This window comes from Rickettsia argasii T170-B (assembly GCF_000965185.1).
Classification (GTDB): Bacteria; Pseudomonadota; Alphaproteobacteria; order Rickettsiales; family Rickettsiaceae; genus Rickettsia; species Rickettsia rickettsii.
Genome location: NZ_LAOQ01000001.1, coordinates 25924 through 42369 on the forward strand (window position 1 = coordinate 25924; position 16446 = coordinate 42369).

The window sequence follows — 16446 nt, forward strand, 5'->3', positions numbered from 1 at the left end:
TATGCAGGGTAACTTATTAAAAGTTTTAGGAATACTTGCTATAGTAGCAACGTTAGTTTGCTTTATTTTTGCAGCACTTGGTATGATAGGAGCAGTAAAAGTCGGTGACAGCTGCTACATGAGATATGCGTCAGATGGTAAAGGAGGGGCGGATTCAATAACCGGTACTATAACCCTTAATGCTAATGCTAATTATGTAAACACTTCTAAGATATTGCCCGACGGCACGACTCTGCTTATTCCTGATCCTACTCGTTACGGTGAATGGCTAAATACTCAGGTGCTAGTAGAAAACAGCCAACCGGTGAATTTACAAGTGGTCGGTCAGGTTAGTTTGTGTTTAGCTTATATACCGAAAGATAATTTACAACGTACAGGGGCTGGATCTAATTTAGACGATAACGGTCAAATGATTCCGATTCCTCGTATCAACGATACAAATAATCCACCTGTCTCTCTAATAATGGATGCAAAAAATAATGAATGGCGTAATATTGCCGAATTATATGCCAATGATAGAGTTTTAGTGTCCATATCTCCTAATTTTGCTAATACGGATGCGACAGTTAAGGATGCTTTTAAAGGTGCTGAAGTTACGAAAGATTGTTCAGAGAATAAAACTACTTATAATCCAATTTGTGGAAAATATTCTGTTTATTCAGGTGAATATGTCAATGCTTGCGAGTTAAAAGAGAATTATTGGAATTGTCAAGTCACATGGAGGTGCCCTACCTGGAGGGAGCAAATAGGTTGCGACTGGGGAGCATTAGGCTGTAGTCCTTATTGTGATAAGATACCAGAATGTACAGAGAAATGTATGGCTTGGGTTAATATAACTAGACCAGCACCAGAAAACTACCTAGATGATGAGAGTTTTACATTTTCGTGGTCTGACAACACAGGTAAATTATTTATCGACTATTCAGCCCTTCAATGTTCTTATAATGCTAATATTCCTCCAGATGATAAATGTCCTGATAGTGTTCGCGATCGTAATCCAAAAAATAAAGATTATATTGGAGGTGTAAATTGTACTTCGGGCATATGTAGTGATGGAGATTTTCAAAAGAATCGGAGATTTTGGTATACGGCGGACGGTAAAGGAGGCAAAGGACCAACTGGATTAATATATCAAATGAATGATGCGGGTTCTGTAAGTCAAGCTCTGCCTTCTAAGCTAGAATTTGCTAAATTTGTTGCAGATACAGATCAACCGCCTGACTATAAAGATAAAGACGGTAAATATTTATATAAAGTTATATATAATATACCTTTTAACAGTAATATTGCAAAAAGTTATTTACAATATAGGCTGTGGTCTCCTACCTCACAAGATAGTAGTAAGAATACGGGAGGATACGTTTTAAATATTAAACAGACTAAATGCTATAGAGAAAACGGTAATAGTTTTAACGATACTTTTGATGATCGAGGACGAGTGCAATACATAATAGTAAAGCCTTCGGAAAACCCGAATACTAGCGGTAAAACCTATTCACCTCAAGGAATTAGCGTTGATAGTGAAGGTAAATATAGCTTTAACGCAAATGAGGCGGGTTATATATGGATGAAAATTCTAAATGATCCTGGTAATAATTTAAGGGACTATAAAGATAGTGAAGGTAGCTATAAAGTACATTTCTCAACATCCTTAAAAGTAGGAAGTTTTACTATTAAAGTAATGAATCCGTTACTTCAGTTATTTAAAACTAAAGTGCAAGGGGCTGCTACTTCTATTTTTAAAAATATGGTATGTTATAAAGCTAATGATAGCTCATCCTGTACTAACTTTTTTACCTATATTAAAGCAATTTTAATTCTGTATGTGATGACTTACGGAGCAATGTTTTTGCTTGGTTTTGCTAAGATAAACCAAAAAGAGCTAGTAATTAGAATAGCAAAAATCGGGGTAGTTAGCGGACTTATGAACGGTAATACCTTTGAATTTTTCAATAACTATCTTTTTGATACAATTACCAATTTTTCAGACTCAATTATTGCTAATATGAGTGGATATAGTTTGTTTACTTCTACTAATACTATTTCTAATCCTTTCATGTTTTTAGATGCAGTAATGAGTAAAATATTTTTTAGTCAAACCTTTATCGCTCAATTACTTGCACTTCTTTCTCTTGGGCTTAGCGGTATTATATATTTTATAATTACTTTTATTGCGGTTGGTATAGTAATTATTACGGCGCTTAGAGCTGTTGCCGTTTATATTATGGCATTTATGGCAACTTGTATATTAATCGGTATAGCCCCTTTATTTATTAGTTTCTTATTATTTGATTTTACTAGGTATTTATTTGATAATTGGGTGAGGTTTACGATCCGCTATATGATAGAACCGGTAGTTATGATGGCAGGTATTATAGTGCTAACACAACTATTTACCATTTATCTAGATTTTGTTTTAGGTTATAGCGTGTGTTGGAAATGTGCTTTACCGATAAAAATTCCGTTTATCGGTACTATTTTACCTATTGCCTTGCTGAATGTACCTATCTTCTGTATTAATTGGTTTGCCCCTTGGGGAATGGATTATATGTCGGGTATGATGGGAGTAAATATGCAAAATATTGTAGCTCTAGTTATTATTGCTTACGGTATGTACGGTTATGTCGAATTTTCAGGACGTATGGTAGTAAAATTAACTAGTGCTGTTGGGCCTTCGGCTACTGAAATTGGTGGTAAAATGTCTCATGATGCAGGACAAAAAGCATTAAGTTCAATAGGAATGGATTATAAAACAAGACAAGGTATTACCGGCAGAGCGGAAGCACGATTAAAACAACGCAATAAGACATTAGATCAGGCTGAGAAAAATAGGAAAAATACGCCAAAAGAAGGGGGCGAAAAGACAAATGAAGAACCACCTACGCCTGAAACACCGAAATAGAGGGTGAATCGAAAATCGTCGTTGCGAGGAAATTATGAAATAATTGACAAAGCAATCTCAGGAGTTATTTCATGAGATTGCCGTGCAGCCGTACAGCTGCTCGCAATGACGGGTTTACTTTTAATACTATGACAAGCCACGGTATGACGTGTTGGATAACAATTTAAAATTATGAAAATTCTTAAGAGTTTAGTTTTATTAGTTTTGTTTATGGCGATGCCAGCTAAAGCCGATGATGCTTTTTCATGGATGTCAACCAGTTTTGTCGGGTTAAAAAGCTTATTCGGTTGTTTAGAAGTGCCTAAATTTACAAGTTTTCAAGAGGGTAATATAGGAATTAGTTTACCTACAGCCGGAATTTGGCAATCAACAGGTAATACTGTTCAGAAAGGTAAATTGTTAAAAATAAATTGGTCTACTTCAGGTATGACTCCTGAACCTAGAAAATATCTAGTATTATATAGAATTGATCCAAGGTTTAGTATGCCGCAAGTTTTCATTAAAACTTATAATTATTCTAAATTACAATTTGAAGCTTTAGGATTTCCTCGTTTTGTTACGGACGATAATAGTGAAACACTGGGGACTATACCGCCTGATAAAGACCTTGATGCACTTTCATTTACTAAAATGTCTGATGCTGTTAAATATTTTAACTATTCTAACGGTAATTCGAGAATTGAAGTTAAGGCCGGCGATGTAGTAAATATTAGTTTAGTTGGTAAAGATAATTTTTTTAGCCCTAATACTCTAAAACTTCCTAATACCGTAGATAATATTCTAACACAGGAACTTGATAGCTCGATATTCGCTGCTTCTGCACTTTATACTCAAAGTAACCTTGGAGATTTTGATAATAGAATAATTTATTCTTCTGCAGAGCAGGTGTGTAATATGATAGATGAGGAAAGAAAAAGTGTATGTAGCGGCACGGGTACTGCTACAAAGTATAAAAATATCGATAATGGAGTAATAGTCGGTAAGCCTATGATAACGGGAGCGGTACAGTATTTCATGGGCTTAATTAATGCTTGTCCTGCTAATGCCGGTATAAATACTAGCCCTGCTTGCTATTACGATCAAGGTAGAGGGATGATAATTAAAGTAGGCGGGCAGGTTATTAAGGGACGAGATCAGAGTTTTGTAAATTCAGGCAGTACTCAAAGTAGCTTTATATATTATCAAGCCACTAGCGGTGGTACTATGGATTTTACTAGCGATTGGCAAGTTAGTAACATGTTTAGTAATTCAGCTTTAATGAGTGATTGGAGCCGAAATTTTTCAAATTATGCTAGTTTTGTAGATTATATAAATAAGAATGATTGGTCAGCTAATTTTTTATATTTTGGTCGTTATGCGATGATTGTTGAAATAGGTAATGGGGCAAATTCAATTAATCCTGGTGATCAACAAAATATAAAGTTAGAATATTTAATAACGTCTGATGGTACATTACCTGATCCATCTGTTCGTGGTATGCCGGTAGATTATAACTTTGCGACTGATGCCCCGCAAGATGGATATTTATGGTTAAGGGTTGTAAATCCTAATAGTAATATACAAGGGGTAGTTAGTGTAAATTATGCTAATTATACCGGTACAACTTGGTTTTCTGATATAATATATAACGGTGCTATTAAACCTATTACCTATCAGTTTAGAACTTTCAGTCAAAACTTTTATATTAAGTTAGTTAAAAATTCTGCGGTGCAGAATTTAGCTAAAGCTGCATTAACCCTTTATGTTACTATATTTGGGCTAATGTTCGTTGCAGGAGCATTAAAATTAACTGCCGTAGAAGTAATAACACGTATATGCAAAATAGCTATAGTAGCTTTTTTAATTAGAGAAGAAAGTTGGAGCTTCTTTAATACATACTTCTTTAGTGCATTTACTGACGGTATTGATTTCTTTGTAACTAACGTAGTAGGTGCTACAAGCTCTAGATCTAATATTTTTGGTTTTATTGATCCTATATTTGATAAATATACTAACGGTAGGATTTGGGGATTACTATTTATTGAATTATTACAGATACATAATGGTTTAGCATTTATCGCTATTATAACCATTTATTCACTTATTACTTATTTTAGAGCTATTTTAGAAGTTATAATAGGTTATGTTATTGCATTCATAGGGGTAACTGTTATGATTTCATTGGCACCGTTTTTTATAATATTAATGTTATTTGAAAAAACTAAAAGTTTATTTGATAATTGGATATCGACATTGCTTAGCTATGTAGTGCAGCCGACAATATTATTGATTTTCTTTTTATTGATAGATCAGGTTTTATCTGAGCAGCTTTTAAAAGTGGTAGTTAGAGCCTGTTGGGATACTCTTATACCAATAAAAATAGGGCTTGATTTAACAAATCTTGGTATTCCGATTCATTTCTCTTTTACATTACCGTTCCTACCCGGAATACCTTTCTATGTACCGGATGTTCCAGAAATTAGTAGCTCGAATATTCTAACGAACAATGCTAATACTTTCTTAGTATTATTTACTACGGCTTTATTATTTTATTCATATTGCTTGATGTCATATAGTTTAGTAGCTTTTGTAAATATAGTAGTTGGAATGCTTACAAATGTTACACCGGCACGAATATCAGGCAATTATCAAGAACGTTCTGATCCTGTGGGAGCCGTTATACAGGATATAGATTCAGTAACAAAACCGATTAAAAAGGCTGCAATGGCTCCGGCTAGAGTTTTCAAAGACAAGATAATTGATCAAAATTATAAAGCTAGAAAACCGGAAGGAGGTGGTGAATTTACAAATAAATTTCTTGCTGAGCGTAATGATGTGAAGAAAGAGGAAGGAGAGAAGAAAGAATAATTGTAAATATTTTCACCGTCATTGCGAGGAAATTGCATAGCAATTGACGAAGCAATCTCAGGAATTTAGTACTGCTTCATGAGATTGCCACGCTCCCTATGGTCGCTCGCAATGACATTGAAATTAAGACATATGGAAATAACACATAATAAATGAACAAAAATATTTTTATTACATTATTAATATCGCTATTGCTGCTTTCCGGTTGTACCGGCGATACTTGTATTGACCCTGATGATTTCGGTTTTATCAAAGTCAATGTCTCTGCTAGATATGATCTGGAAGAAATTACTTCAAGACAGGAAGGTAATCAGGTAGCACCATGGCGTGATAGTGCTTATAAAGTAAACGGCTATCCTTTAACCATTATGGTAAGACCGTGGAGTTATATACTTGGCGATAAAAATACTTCAGGTCAGTTATCTGCATGGTGTCCATGGTATGGTCAAAAAAATAACACAACTACTTTGGCTGCTTTTTGCGTTAAGCTACAACCATGTACTTTTTGGGATAATACTAGACTTGATATGTGTACTCCTAATCCCGCAAATCAAAATGATGCAATGATTAGTAATGCTCCATGTATAATGACAAACGGTGTCGGGCTTTATTTTCTTATTGCCGCTAAAAATACTGATCCCAATATTTCACCGGACTCACAGCGTAAACCGCAAGGTATAACTCAGCATTTAGGAGAGGAGCTTACTTCGGGCTATGAATTTTATAGTATTAGTAGTACAGGACAATTCTTGGAAGCCGGCGGTATAAATTATCAATATAAAGGTGAAGATAAGTCAAAATATGCTCAATCTCCTCTTTATTTTAAGATTATAGATAAATTTTATAATGATAATAGCGGGCAATATAGATTAGTAATAAAGTCCGGAGTTACTGATACTAGACCCGATCCGCTACAATTTTTAACGGATTTGATAAAAGGAGTATTATTTGGTAAGGATGGGATTATAAAGAAAACTTATCAACAAATAATTGATACGTCAGGTTATAGGATGAGTCTCTCGGCTATTTTAACTCTATATATAATGTTTACAAGCTTTTCCTTTTTAATAGGTAATATAAACCTTACTCATGTCGAACTTATAGTGAGAATATTAAAAGTTAGTATAGTCTCAATATTATTAAGTACGGATAAAGCTTGGACATTTTTTCATGATTATTTATTCGTATTTTTTATTGATGGGGTTCAGCAAATACTGCAAATAATTAATGAAGCTTCGGCTATTGGTCCCGGTTCTCAAAGCTTGCTTGGGTTACTTATTTCTTCTCAAACTTTATCTAAATTATTTTCTTTACTATTTGTTGATTGGCTTGGTTTTATATATATCATTCTATATTTAATAGCTTTATATTTTATTTTCTTTCTTATATTTAAAGCCACTATTATCTATCTAACCGCTCTTATAACTATCGGTATGATTATAATTATGGGACCGATATTTATTTGTTTCATGTTGTTTAATATAACTCGTTCGTTATTTGAGAATTGGTTAAGACAATTAATATCATATGCATTACAGCCTATAATTTTATTTGCCGGTATCGCTTTTATTTCAATGATTGTCAGAACCGAAATATATTCAACGCTTGGTTTTGCGGTATGTAAACATGATTTTCCTAATTTAGGTCCGATAAATGAAATATTCGGTAGCTTCCTTGAGGATATAGATCCAAGCCTGGGTAATTCAATATTTTATTGGTGGTTCCCAGTACCGATGAAAGGTGGTATAAATAATTTCCACAAAGCAAATATATTAGTTCCTAAAGATCATATAATAGTAGATGATTCTTGTAAGAATGACCCTGATAAATGTAAGCATTGTGCTGCGTATGAGTGTATGGATGAACGCTATATTGAATTACCGTTTTTAGATTTAGTTAAAGATGCAAAAAGAATTAGTAATTTTATAAATGGGAAATTTGTCCAACTTGACGGGATATTACTAATTTTTGTGTCTATTTATTTGCTAAGTAAATTTAACGATACTGCTATATCGACGGCACAATTTATTGCCGGTACTTCAGGTAATTTAACAGACATACAAAAAGTTAATCAGCAATCTTATGAATCTGCAGCGAAACAAATGAATAGACCGCTAAATTATGTGGCTAAGACGGTAAGTGCACCTGTAACTAGCCGTGTAAGTGCAGGGAAAGAGCAAGCTCGTATGTTTTTTGCTGAGAAATTTGAAAATATGATGATGGGAAGACTTGAAAAGCAAGCTCTCAGTTCTTCAGCAAATAAAACCGTACAAAATGAGGTTAAGAGAAAATACGGTATAGATTCTAAAGATGTAAAAATGAATGCTATTACGGATTATGAAAACGGTATTGCAGGATTATTAAAGAATTTACCTAAGGGGAATGAATTAAAAGCAAAAGAACTATCGCAAATGAAGTTTACTCAGCTTCGAGATAAAATTGCTGCAAATAAATATGGAGTGAAAGATTACGCTGCTTTAAGTAAAGAACAAAAAGCTGAGCTTGATAAGTCATTAAAAGATGCTAACTTACGTGAACTCGCTAGCGATGCAAACTTTACTAGAGATTATCAAGATGCTTATAAAAATGCTCACCAAGAAATGTCTGGACGAGGTGTTGGTCTGTTTGGTAAGAATATAGGAGTTCTTAGAAGCTGGCAAGAGATAGAACATCGTGTTGATACAAAACGTAAATTAAAAGAAGAAAAGCGTGTAGGTATAGGCGAAAAAATATATGCAGGTTATACAGGAATAAAAAGAGGAGCTTTAACTGCAATAGTCGGTAAAGATTTACGTGATGCTTATGAGGGTAATCTAACCAGTGCCGAATGGCATGATTTTGAATATAACGATCCAAGGCTTAGAACTTATAGCGAAAAATTAAAAGATGATGAAAAAGCACGAGAACATGAAGAGCTCCAAATGCATATTAATAAGGAGGCGCTAGCTGCTCAAGCAGATATATTATCACCGGAATATCTAGCAAGACTAGAAAAAGCAGGTAGACATAGTGATGTGGAATATTATCAAGAATTAGCTAAAAGAAAGCTTATTTATGAGGTGCAGGGTAGGTTATTTGAGGAAGGTGAACCGGTAATGATGGGCGACAGATTTATGCGTGAGAAAGCTACTGATTCTCAGATGCGCGATATGATAGATAACGCTCATAGAAAACATGCAGAATTTATAGATGGAGATCGATATGTTCGTCGCCAAGAGCATTATGATATTATGCACGAGAAAGCCCAGGAAAATTTAGAGCAAACTTATAAAGAGCTTAAAGATCATTTCAAAAGAGATGATATCAAGATCGAAGAAATGCCGGCATTAATAGCACAAAAAGTTAAAGATACCGCCGAGGGAGCTGAAATAGACCAAAAGATTACTGAAGAGCTTAATAACTTTAATGCTGATGTTAAAAATTATGAATATAGTACTGAAGTATTAAATAAAATAGAGGATAGAAAGCAAGCCATTACCGATGAAGTCAATGCTCAGATCGATCAGATTAATAAATATAGAGAAAATGCCAAAATGCAACCCTATGTAAAGCCTATAGTAAACGAGGGTAGAAAGCTAAGAAAATTAGAAGATCATTTAAGAAATATGAAGTAGAATAACTAATAATTGTTTTTTAAACAATTATAGTATATAGAATATGTAAAAACAAAAATATTGATGAACAATCAAACTAAAAATGGTTCTGAAGAACTCAAGTATTTATCATCAGATAAAAGCTTAAAACCGCAAAAAAGTTGGGAAGAAATATTTACAGAACTAAGCTCAAATCCTACTAATGATTTTTTTTCTGAAGGAAGAGAAGATTCTCCACCGCAAGAACGACATTGGAAATTATTTAAATGATTGATATATAGCTCTTATGTCATTCCTGCGAAAGCAGGAATCCAGAAAAATAACTTCAATATTGATACAGAAGTTACATATTTGATAAAATAAGCATATAAAAAACAAGTTTTTTTATGCTTTACTGGATTCTCGTTTCCGCGGGAATGACATTAAGGGTATTTTTCAAACTACGCAACAATGTCTACACGGAATGCGAATATACACTGTTGCGTTAATAGCATTTAAGAAATGCCCGCTAAAAACAATAATTAGTTTTCCCTTTATTCATTAACTTATATACTATCTAATTAAGTTAGTGATTATTTATTAAGGGGTTTATGAAGAAGCAACATATAATAAACGAGACTTTTTTAGATGCCATTCTAGCTAAGAAATTAGGTACCACTTATACTCCTCCAAAAGAAATCAACGATCCTGACTTTGATGAAGCAGCAAAGCATTTCATCGATCTATTACTTAGAGCCGACGGCGTTAAGCCTGTTAAAACTGCAGTAGTTCATCCGATCGATAAAGAATCATTACTCGGTGCAGTTAGAGTGGCACAATTTAATGTAATAAAACCGGTCTTGATTGGTCCGCAACATAAAATTGAATCAGTAGAAAAAGTTAATAATGTCGATCTTGAGGATTATCAAGTAATTAATGTTGAGCATAGCCACGAAGCAGCAAAAAAAGCCGTAGAGCTTGCGAAGAAAAGGGAAGTTGCGGCTATTATGCAAGAGGCGCTTCATACTGATGAGCTTATGTCTGCGGTAGTTCATAAGGAGAATGGACTACGTACTGAACGTCGTATAAGCCATGCTTTCTTAATGGCAGTTGCTACCTTTCCAAAACCGTTTATTATTACTGATGCTGCTATTAATATTCGTCCTACTCTAGAAGATAAGCGTGATATAGTGCAGAATGCTATTGATTTAATGCATATGATCAAAGAAGACAAGCAGGTTAGAGTTGCGGTATTATTGGCAGTTGAGACGTTAACTTCTGCAATCCCTACAACCCTTGATGATGCTGCTTTATCGAAAATGGTAGATAGAGGGCAAATTACGAATGCTATAGTTGACGGACCGCTTGCGTTTGATAATGCTATTTCTTTATTTGCTGCAGAAGCAAAAGGCATTAGCTCTTCAGTTTCAGGAAATGCTGATATATTAGTAGTACCTGATCTTGAATCAGGCAATATTCTTGCAAAGCAGCTAAAATATTTGGGTCAAGCGGTTATGGCGGGTATCGTTCTTGGAGCCCGTGTGCCTATTATTTTAACAAGTAGAGCTGATCCTATGGATATGCGTATTATTTCCTGTGTACTTGCTGCATTTATTTATAATCACACTAAGGCGAAGCTACATATCCAAAGAGCATTAATACCTCTAAGCCCCTTGCATCAACCTTATAATTTGCAGGTACTGGCTTTATTTCTTCAAAAATATAAAGAAATCTCACATATAGCTTGTTTTGTGATACGTCGTTTCATTTTACCAATCCTCCTATTACAAAAGCTTTCGGTTTACCGTAAAAATATTATGATAAAGGGATAATTCGTTACGGTTTTCATGGGTTATCATATAAATATATTAGCAGCCATTTTAACAAAATGACAAAGGAAGATTTACCTACAAAGACTATTATAGCTCATTTAGGACGCGGTAGTAGTCTATGTGCTATTAAAAACGGTCTTAGTTTAACAAGTTCCATGGGCTTTAGCGTACTTGATGGTGTTATGATGGGTACAAGGACAGGTAACCTTGATCCTGGAGTGGTGTTATATCTTATCGATCATGAGCAAATGACTACGAAAGAAGTAACCGATTTACTATATAAGAAATCAGGATTACTCGGTATGTCCAGTGAAAGCTCCGATATGCGTACTTTGCTTGCCAGTAACTCACCTGATGCTAAATTTGCTATAGATTTATTTGTGTATCGCATTGTACTTGAAATAGGTAAGCTAACTGCTGCACTTGAGGGAGTTGATTGTCTAATTTTTACTGCCGGTGTTGGACAGAATTCCGCTGTAATACGAGAAATGATTACTGAAAAACTTTGATGGCTAGGCATTAAAATAGATGATGCAAAAAACCAAAAAAATGAGCATCTAATAAGTGCTGAAAGCAGTAAGGTTAAAGTTTTCACTTTGCCGACAAACGAAGAGCTAATCATCGTTGAGGAAATGATGAAGTTTTTATAACACAAATTGGTTAATTTTTAATTACTTATACCTCTATTTTTCTTTATTAACTTTTTTTGAAATATATACAGCTATAGGTATATTTTTAACTTAAATTTGGGGAGAAGTTATGCCAGAAGATTTTGATAAAAAGAAAGCAGAAAAACAAATAAAGGATATTAAAAATAATAAGATAAATCCATATAATGATGCAATGAAGAAAGATTCTAGAGTGGGTTGATGCAGAGGGCAAGTTATAGCTAAAAACGCAGCAGCAGGTTATAAGACAGCATTAAAAATAGAGCAGCAAGCAAAAGAAGCAGGTAATTAGTTTAGATAAAGATGCTATGAGACGCTTAGAGAAAATAACAAGTCCGTTATATAGCATCTGCTAAGAAAGCAGAATTTCAAAAATTTCAAAGTGATCAAGCTCATAAAACGCATCAACAAAAAGCTAAAGCATTTAGGAGTGGTACAACAGCTGCTGCTAAAAAACAAAGAAAAGAAGATTATAGGACAGGTGTGGGTGGGGTAAATAATTAAATTATAATTTTATTGCGTTAATTGGTACTGTCTACTATTTTAAACGTATGTCTATGCTTCATGCCACAATCTTAACCGTTTTTCCTGAAATGTTTCCTGGAACTCTAGGACATTCTTTAGCAGGACAAGCACTAAATAAAAATATTTGGTCATATGACGTTATTAATATTCGAGATTTCGGTTTAACTAAGCATAAAAATATTGATGATGAGGCTTATGGCGGTGGTAACGGGCTTATAATGCGTCCTGATGTTCTAGGCAGTAGCATAGATCATGCTCTTGCTTTAAATCCTAATGCTGAAATGTACTATCCTTCACCTCGCGGTAGAGTCTTTACCCAAAGCTTTGCTAAAGAGATGTTAAAAAATAAAAACCTCATATTCTTATGTGGACGTTACGAAGGGATTGACGAACGTGTAATAGAAGAGTATAATGTTAAAGAAATTAGTGTAGGCGACTACATTTTATCCGGCGGAGAAATACCTACCCTCACCATTCTCGATTGCTTAATTAGATTACTGCCAGGTGTTTTAATGAACCAAAATACCTTATCTTCTGAGTCTTTTGAAGAAGACGGGGCATTTAAGGGCGGGCTTGAATGCAGCCTATATACAAGACCTGCAATTTGGCGTGATCGAGCTGTACCGAGTGTTTTGTTATCCGGTAACCACAGGCTAATTAATGAATGGAAAAAAGAGCAATCACATATGATTACTAAATTACGCCGTCCGGAGTTACTTAAAGATTTATAGAGTTAAGGAGTGAAAAAATGAATATTATTGACCGCTTTGAACAGGAAAATATTTCAAAGCGTACTGCAAATAAAAAAATTCCTGATTTTGAAGCCGGCGATACAGTTAAGGTAACTGTTAAAATTATTGATAGATCGATTGAGAAAGACGGTAAGGAAAAATTAACGGAAAGATTTCAAGCCTATGAAGGTGTAGTTATCGCAAAAAGAAATCGCGGTATTACTTCATCTTTCTTAGTACGTAAAATTAGCCACGGTGAAGGAGTCGAAAGACGCTTTATGATTTACTCGCCGATAGTACACTCTATTGATGTAGTAAAATACGGAGTAGTTCGTCGTGCTAAACTTTATTATTTAAGAAATAGAAGCGGTAAGTCGGCTAGAATTAAAGAGAGACATATCCCTATTGCTAAAACTAAGGCAGCAAAAGCTTAAATATATTTGTATCTCTTATGTCATTACTGCGAAAGAGTGCATTGCTACGTGAATACTAAATACGTCATTGCAAGCAGCCGTAGGCTGCGTGGCAATCTCATGAAATAATAACAAACTCCTGAGATTGCTTCGCCAATTACTTCGTAATTTCCTCGCAATGACGTATGCCTCAAATCCCTAAAGTATCTCTATAAAGCTCAAGCATAGCGTCCTGCTCGGCAAGTTTATCTTTATCCAATTTCTTTAGTTTCAATATAGATTTCATAGCTTTAACATCAAATCCATGTGAAGAAGCATCTTGGAAGATATCTTTTACTTCTTGAGATAAATCAGCTTTTTCTTGTTCTAATCTTTCTATTTTGCTTATATATTGCTCTAATTGTTCTTTTACTACTACTTCTGACATAAAAAATCATTTAACCTTTTTGAATTTACTATATAATACAAATATAATCCTTATTCAACAAAATATATAATAATGCAAATTTATCCTTTAAGACTTTTACCTAATAAAATCGATTTTGATTTTATGAATTTTAAAAAAGTTAGCTACACTTTCTCAATTATTTTATCACTCATTAGCTTTATTTGGATCGGTATATATAAATTTAATTTCGGTATTGATTTTGCCGGTGGTATAGTTATTGAAGTAAGGCTTGATCAAGCTCCTGATTTGCCAAAAATGCGTGGGGTTCTAGGCAAGCTTGGAATAGGTGAGGTGGTCTTACAGAATTTCGGTAGTGAGCGTGATTTATCAATTAGATTCGGTAGTAGTAGTGAAGAAAATCTCATGAAAAATATTGAGTTAATTAAAGCATCTTTGCAAAGTAATTTTCCGTATAAGTTTGAATATCGTAAGGTAGATTTTGTTGGTCCGCAAGTCGGTAGGCAGCTAATAGAAGCGGGAGCTATGGCGATGCTATTCTCTTTCCTAGCGATTATGGTTTATATTTGGGTGCGTTTTGAGTGGTATTTCGGTCTTGGTATACTTATCGCCTTAGTGCATGACGTAATACTCGCTCTTGGGTTTATGAGTATGACAAAGCTTGATTTTAACTTAAGTACTATTGCTGCAGTGTTAACTATTATAGGTTATTCCGTTAATGATTCGGTAGTAATATATGATAGGATTAGAGAAAATTTACGTAAATATCATAAAAAAAATATCACGGAAATTATAAATTTAAGTATTAATGAGACTTTATCAAGAACTATTTTAACTGTCATTACCACGCTACTTGCCAATTTAGCCCTTATTCTTTTTGGCGGTGAGGCAATCCGTAGTTTTAGCGTACTTGTATTTTTTGGGATAATAGCCGGTACTTATTCCTCAATTTTTATCTCTGCTCCGATACTTACAATGTTTGTTAATAGGAAGTTTAATAAAAAAGTAATAGAAAGGTAAAGAATCGTCATTGTGAGCAGGCATTGTTGCGTGGACTGGCTTCATTGTCATTGCGAATGGCCGTAGGCTGCATGACAATCTCAGGATTTTGGCACGAGATTGCTTCGTCAAAATTTTCAATTTTTCCTCGCAATGACGTTTTTAAGCCATAACGAGAATAGTTTATGCTAAAAGAAGAAGACAAAATTTTTACTAACCTGCATGGGCAGCAAAGCCATGATTTGAAATCTAGCAAGAAGCGAGGCGATTGGGAGAATACTAAAGCTTTGCTTGATAAAGGTAGAGATTTCATCGTTGAAGAGGTTAAGAAATCAGGGCTTAGAGGGCGAGGAGGTGCCGGATTTTCTACCGGTATGAAATGGTCATTTATGCCTAAAAATTTAGAGAAATCTTGCTATTTAGTAGTAAATGCCGACGAGTCTGAGCCTGGCACTTGTAAGGATCGTGATATATTAAGGTTTGAGCCGCACAAATTAATAGAAGGTTGCTTGCTTGCAAGCTTTGCTATAGGAGCGAATAATTGTTATATCTATATTAGAGGTGAGTTTTATAATGAAGCATCTAATATTCAGCGTGCCTTAGATGAAGCCTATAAAGAAGGGTTAATAGGAAAGAATGCTTGCGGTTCGGGCTTTGATTGTAATATTTATTTACATCGTGGGGCGGGTGCTTATATTTGTGGCGAAGAAACGGCATTGCTTGAAAGCTTAGAGGGCAAAAAAGGTATGCCTCGTTTAAAGCCGCCTTTTCCTGCTGGCTTTGGGTTATATGGCTGCCCGACTACTATAAATAATGTTGAGTCTATTGCAGTAGTGCCAACCATTTTAAGACGAGGAGCTAGCTGGTTTGCTGGTATAGGTAAACCTAACAATACGGGAACTAAGATTTTCTGCATATCAGGGCATGTTAACAAGCCTTGTAATGTTGAGGAAGCAATGGGCATTTCGTTAAAAGAATTGATTGAGAAATATGCGGGTGGTGTTCGTGGTGGATGGGATAATCTTAAAGCCATAATCCCGGGCGGTTCTTCCGTGCCTTTACTTCCTAAGTCATTATGTGAAGTGGATATGGATTTTGATAGTTTAAGAACCGCAGGTTCTGGACTTGGTACAGGCGGTATTATAGTGATGGATAAATCTACCGATATTATTTATGCAATAGCAAGGCTTAGTAAATTTTACATGCATGAATCTTGCGGGCAATGTACTCCTTGCCGTGAGGGTACGGGCTGGATGTGGCGAGTCATGATGCGGCTAGTTAAAGGTAATGCCAAAAAATCTGAGATAGACGAACTCCTTAACGTTACGAAAGAAATAGAGGGGCATACTATCTGTGCTTTAGGTGATGCGGCAGCTTGGCCGATTCAAGGGCTGATACGCCATTTTAGAAGCGAGATTGAGGCGAGGATAAAGAGTTATAGCGTGGTTTGACTTTATCGTCATTGCGAGGAGATATTGCCTGCGTGGATACTAAGCTGTCATTGCGAGCGACTGAAAGGAGAAAGGAGCGTGGCAATCTCATGAAATAATA

At 34.9% G+C, this 16446-nt stretch carries 9 protein-coding genes and 2 pseudogenes; 10 read left to right on the forward strand and 1 reads right to left on the reverse strand.

Going from position 1 to position 16446, the window contains the following annotated elements; translation table 11 throughout:
• The first annotated feature begins 1 nt into the window (after nucleotide 1).
• From RAT170B_RS00150 to rplS, 8 genes and pseudogenes are all read left to right on the forward strand, one after another.
• Nucleotides 2-2902, forward strand: coding sequence for a type IV secretion system protein (locus tag RAT170B_RS00150; RefSeq protein WP_045805288.1), 2901 nt, complete (start codon nucleotides 2-4; stop codon nucleotides 2900-2902).
• Nucleotides 2903-3073: 171 nt separating this feature from the next.
• Nucleotides 3074-5749: a type IV secretion system protein gene (locus RAT170B_RS00155; protein ID WP_045805289.1), complete on the forward strand. Its 2676-nt coding sequence runs from the start codon at nucleotides 3074-3076 to the stop codon at nucleotides 5747-5749.
• Between the two features lie 152 nt (nucleotides 5750-5901).
• Nucleotides 5902-9363: a type IV secretion system protein gene (locus RAT170B_RS00160; protein WP_045805290.1), complete on the forward strand. Its 3462-nt coding sequence runs from the start codon at nucleotides 5902-5904 to the stop codon at nucleotides 9361-9363.
• Nucleotides 9364-9426: 63 nt separating this feature from the next.
• Nucleotides 9427-9612 carry a hypothetical protein gene (locus RAT170B_RS00165; RefSeq protein WP_146620312.1) on the forward strand — a complete coding sequence of 62 codons (186 nt, stop codon included), beginning with the start codon at nucleotides 9427-9429 and terminating at the stop codon, nucleotides 9610-9612.
• A gap of 320 nt (nucleotides 9613-9932) precedes the next feature.
• Nucleotides 9933-10970, forward strand: a pseudogene (locus tag RAT170B_RS07935) (phosphate acetyltransferase); the annotation flags it as partial.
• Nucleotides 10971-11803 (forward strand): annotated as a pseudogene (locus tag RAT170B_RS10145) (acetate/propionate family kinase); the annotation flags it as partial.
• Between the two features lie 569 nt (nucleotides 11804-12372).
• A complete protein-coding gene (trmD, locus tag RAT170B_RS00180) occupies nucleotides 12373-13077 on the forward strand; it encodes a tRNA (guanosine(37)-N1)-methyltransferase TrmD (RefSeq protein ID WP_045805291.1) in 705 nt (234 codons plus the stop codon).
• A 17-nt stretch (nucleotides 13078-13094) separates the two neighbouring features.
• Complete coding sequence (gene rplS / locus RAT170B_RS00185) at nucleotides 13095-13511, forward strand: 50S ribosomal protein L19 (RefSeq protein ID WP_014013863.1); 417 nt, start codon at nucleotides 13095-13097, stop codon at nucleotides 13509-13511.
• Between the two features lie 169 nt (nucleotides 13512-13680).
• Here the strand turns inward: rplS and RAT170B_RS00190 are convergent, their stop codons facing one another.
• The gene (locus RAT170B_RS00190) at nucleotides 13681-13917 is read right to left on the reverse strand and encodes a DUF2312 domain-containing protein (RefSeq protein ID WP_004996682.1); all 237 of its coding nucleotides are present in this window, start codon (nucleotides 13915-13917) and stop codon (nucleotides 13681-13683) included.
• A gap of 72 nt (nucleotides 13918-13989) precedes the next feature.
• Between RAT170B_RS00190 and secF the strand changes: the two genes are divergently transcribed.
• Nucleotides 13990-14916 carry a protein translocase subunit SecF gene (secF, locus tag RAT170B_RS00195; RefSeq protein ID WP_014013864.1) on the forward strand — a complete coding sequence of 309 codons (927 nt, stop codon included), beginning with the start codon at nucleotides 13990-13992 and terminating at the stop codon, nucleotides 14914-14916.
• A gap of 164 nt (nucleotides 14917-15080) precedes the next feature.
• Entirely contained in the window at nucleotides 15081-16346 is a 1266-nt protein-coding gene (gene nuoF, locus RAT170B_RS00200) for an NADH-quinone oxidoreductase subunit NuoF (protein ID WP_045805292.1), read from the forward strand.
• The last annotated feature ends 100 nt before the right edge of the window (nucleotides 16347-16446 follow it).

Bases quoted from the DNA above. Each gene is read 5' to 3' on its own strand.
- RAT170B_RS00150 (WP_045805288.1), top strand. From the start codon at position 2: ATGCAGGGTAACTTATTAAAAGTTTTAGGAATACTTGCTATAGTAGCA.
- RAT170B_RS00155 (WP_045805289.1), top strand. From the start codon at position 3,074: ATGAAAATTCTTAAGAGTTTAGTTTTATTAGTTTTGTTTATGGCGATG.
- RAT170B_RS00160 (WP_045805290.1), top strand. From the start codon at position 5,902: ATGAACAAAAATATTTTTATTACATTATTAATATCGCTATTGCTGCTT.
- RAT170B_RS00165 (WP_146620312.1), top strand. From the start codon at position 9,427: ATGAACAATCAAACTAAAAATGGTTCTGAAGAACTCAAGTATTTATCA.
- trmD (WP_045805291.1), top strand. From the start codon at position 12,373: ATGTCTATGCTTCATGCCACAATCTTAACCGTTTTTCCTGAAATGTTT.
- rplS (WP_014013863.1), top strand. From the start codon at position 13,095: ATGAATATTATTGACCGCTTTGAACAGGAAAATATTTCAAAGCGTACT.
- RAT170B_RS00190 (WP_004996682.1), bottom strand. From the start codon at position 13,917: ATGTCAGAAGTAGTAGTAAAAGAACAATTAGAGCAATATATAAGCAAA.
- secF (WP_014013864.1), top strand. From the start codon at position 13,990: ATGCAAATTTATCCTTTAAGACTTTTACCTAATAAAATCGATTTTGAT.
- nuoF (WP_045805292.1), top strand. From the start codon at position 15,081: ATGCTAAAAGAAGAAGACAAAATTTTTACTAACCTGCATGGGCAGCAA.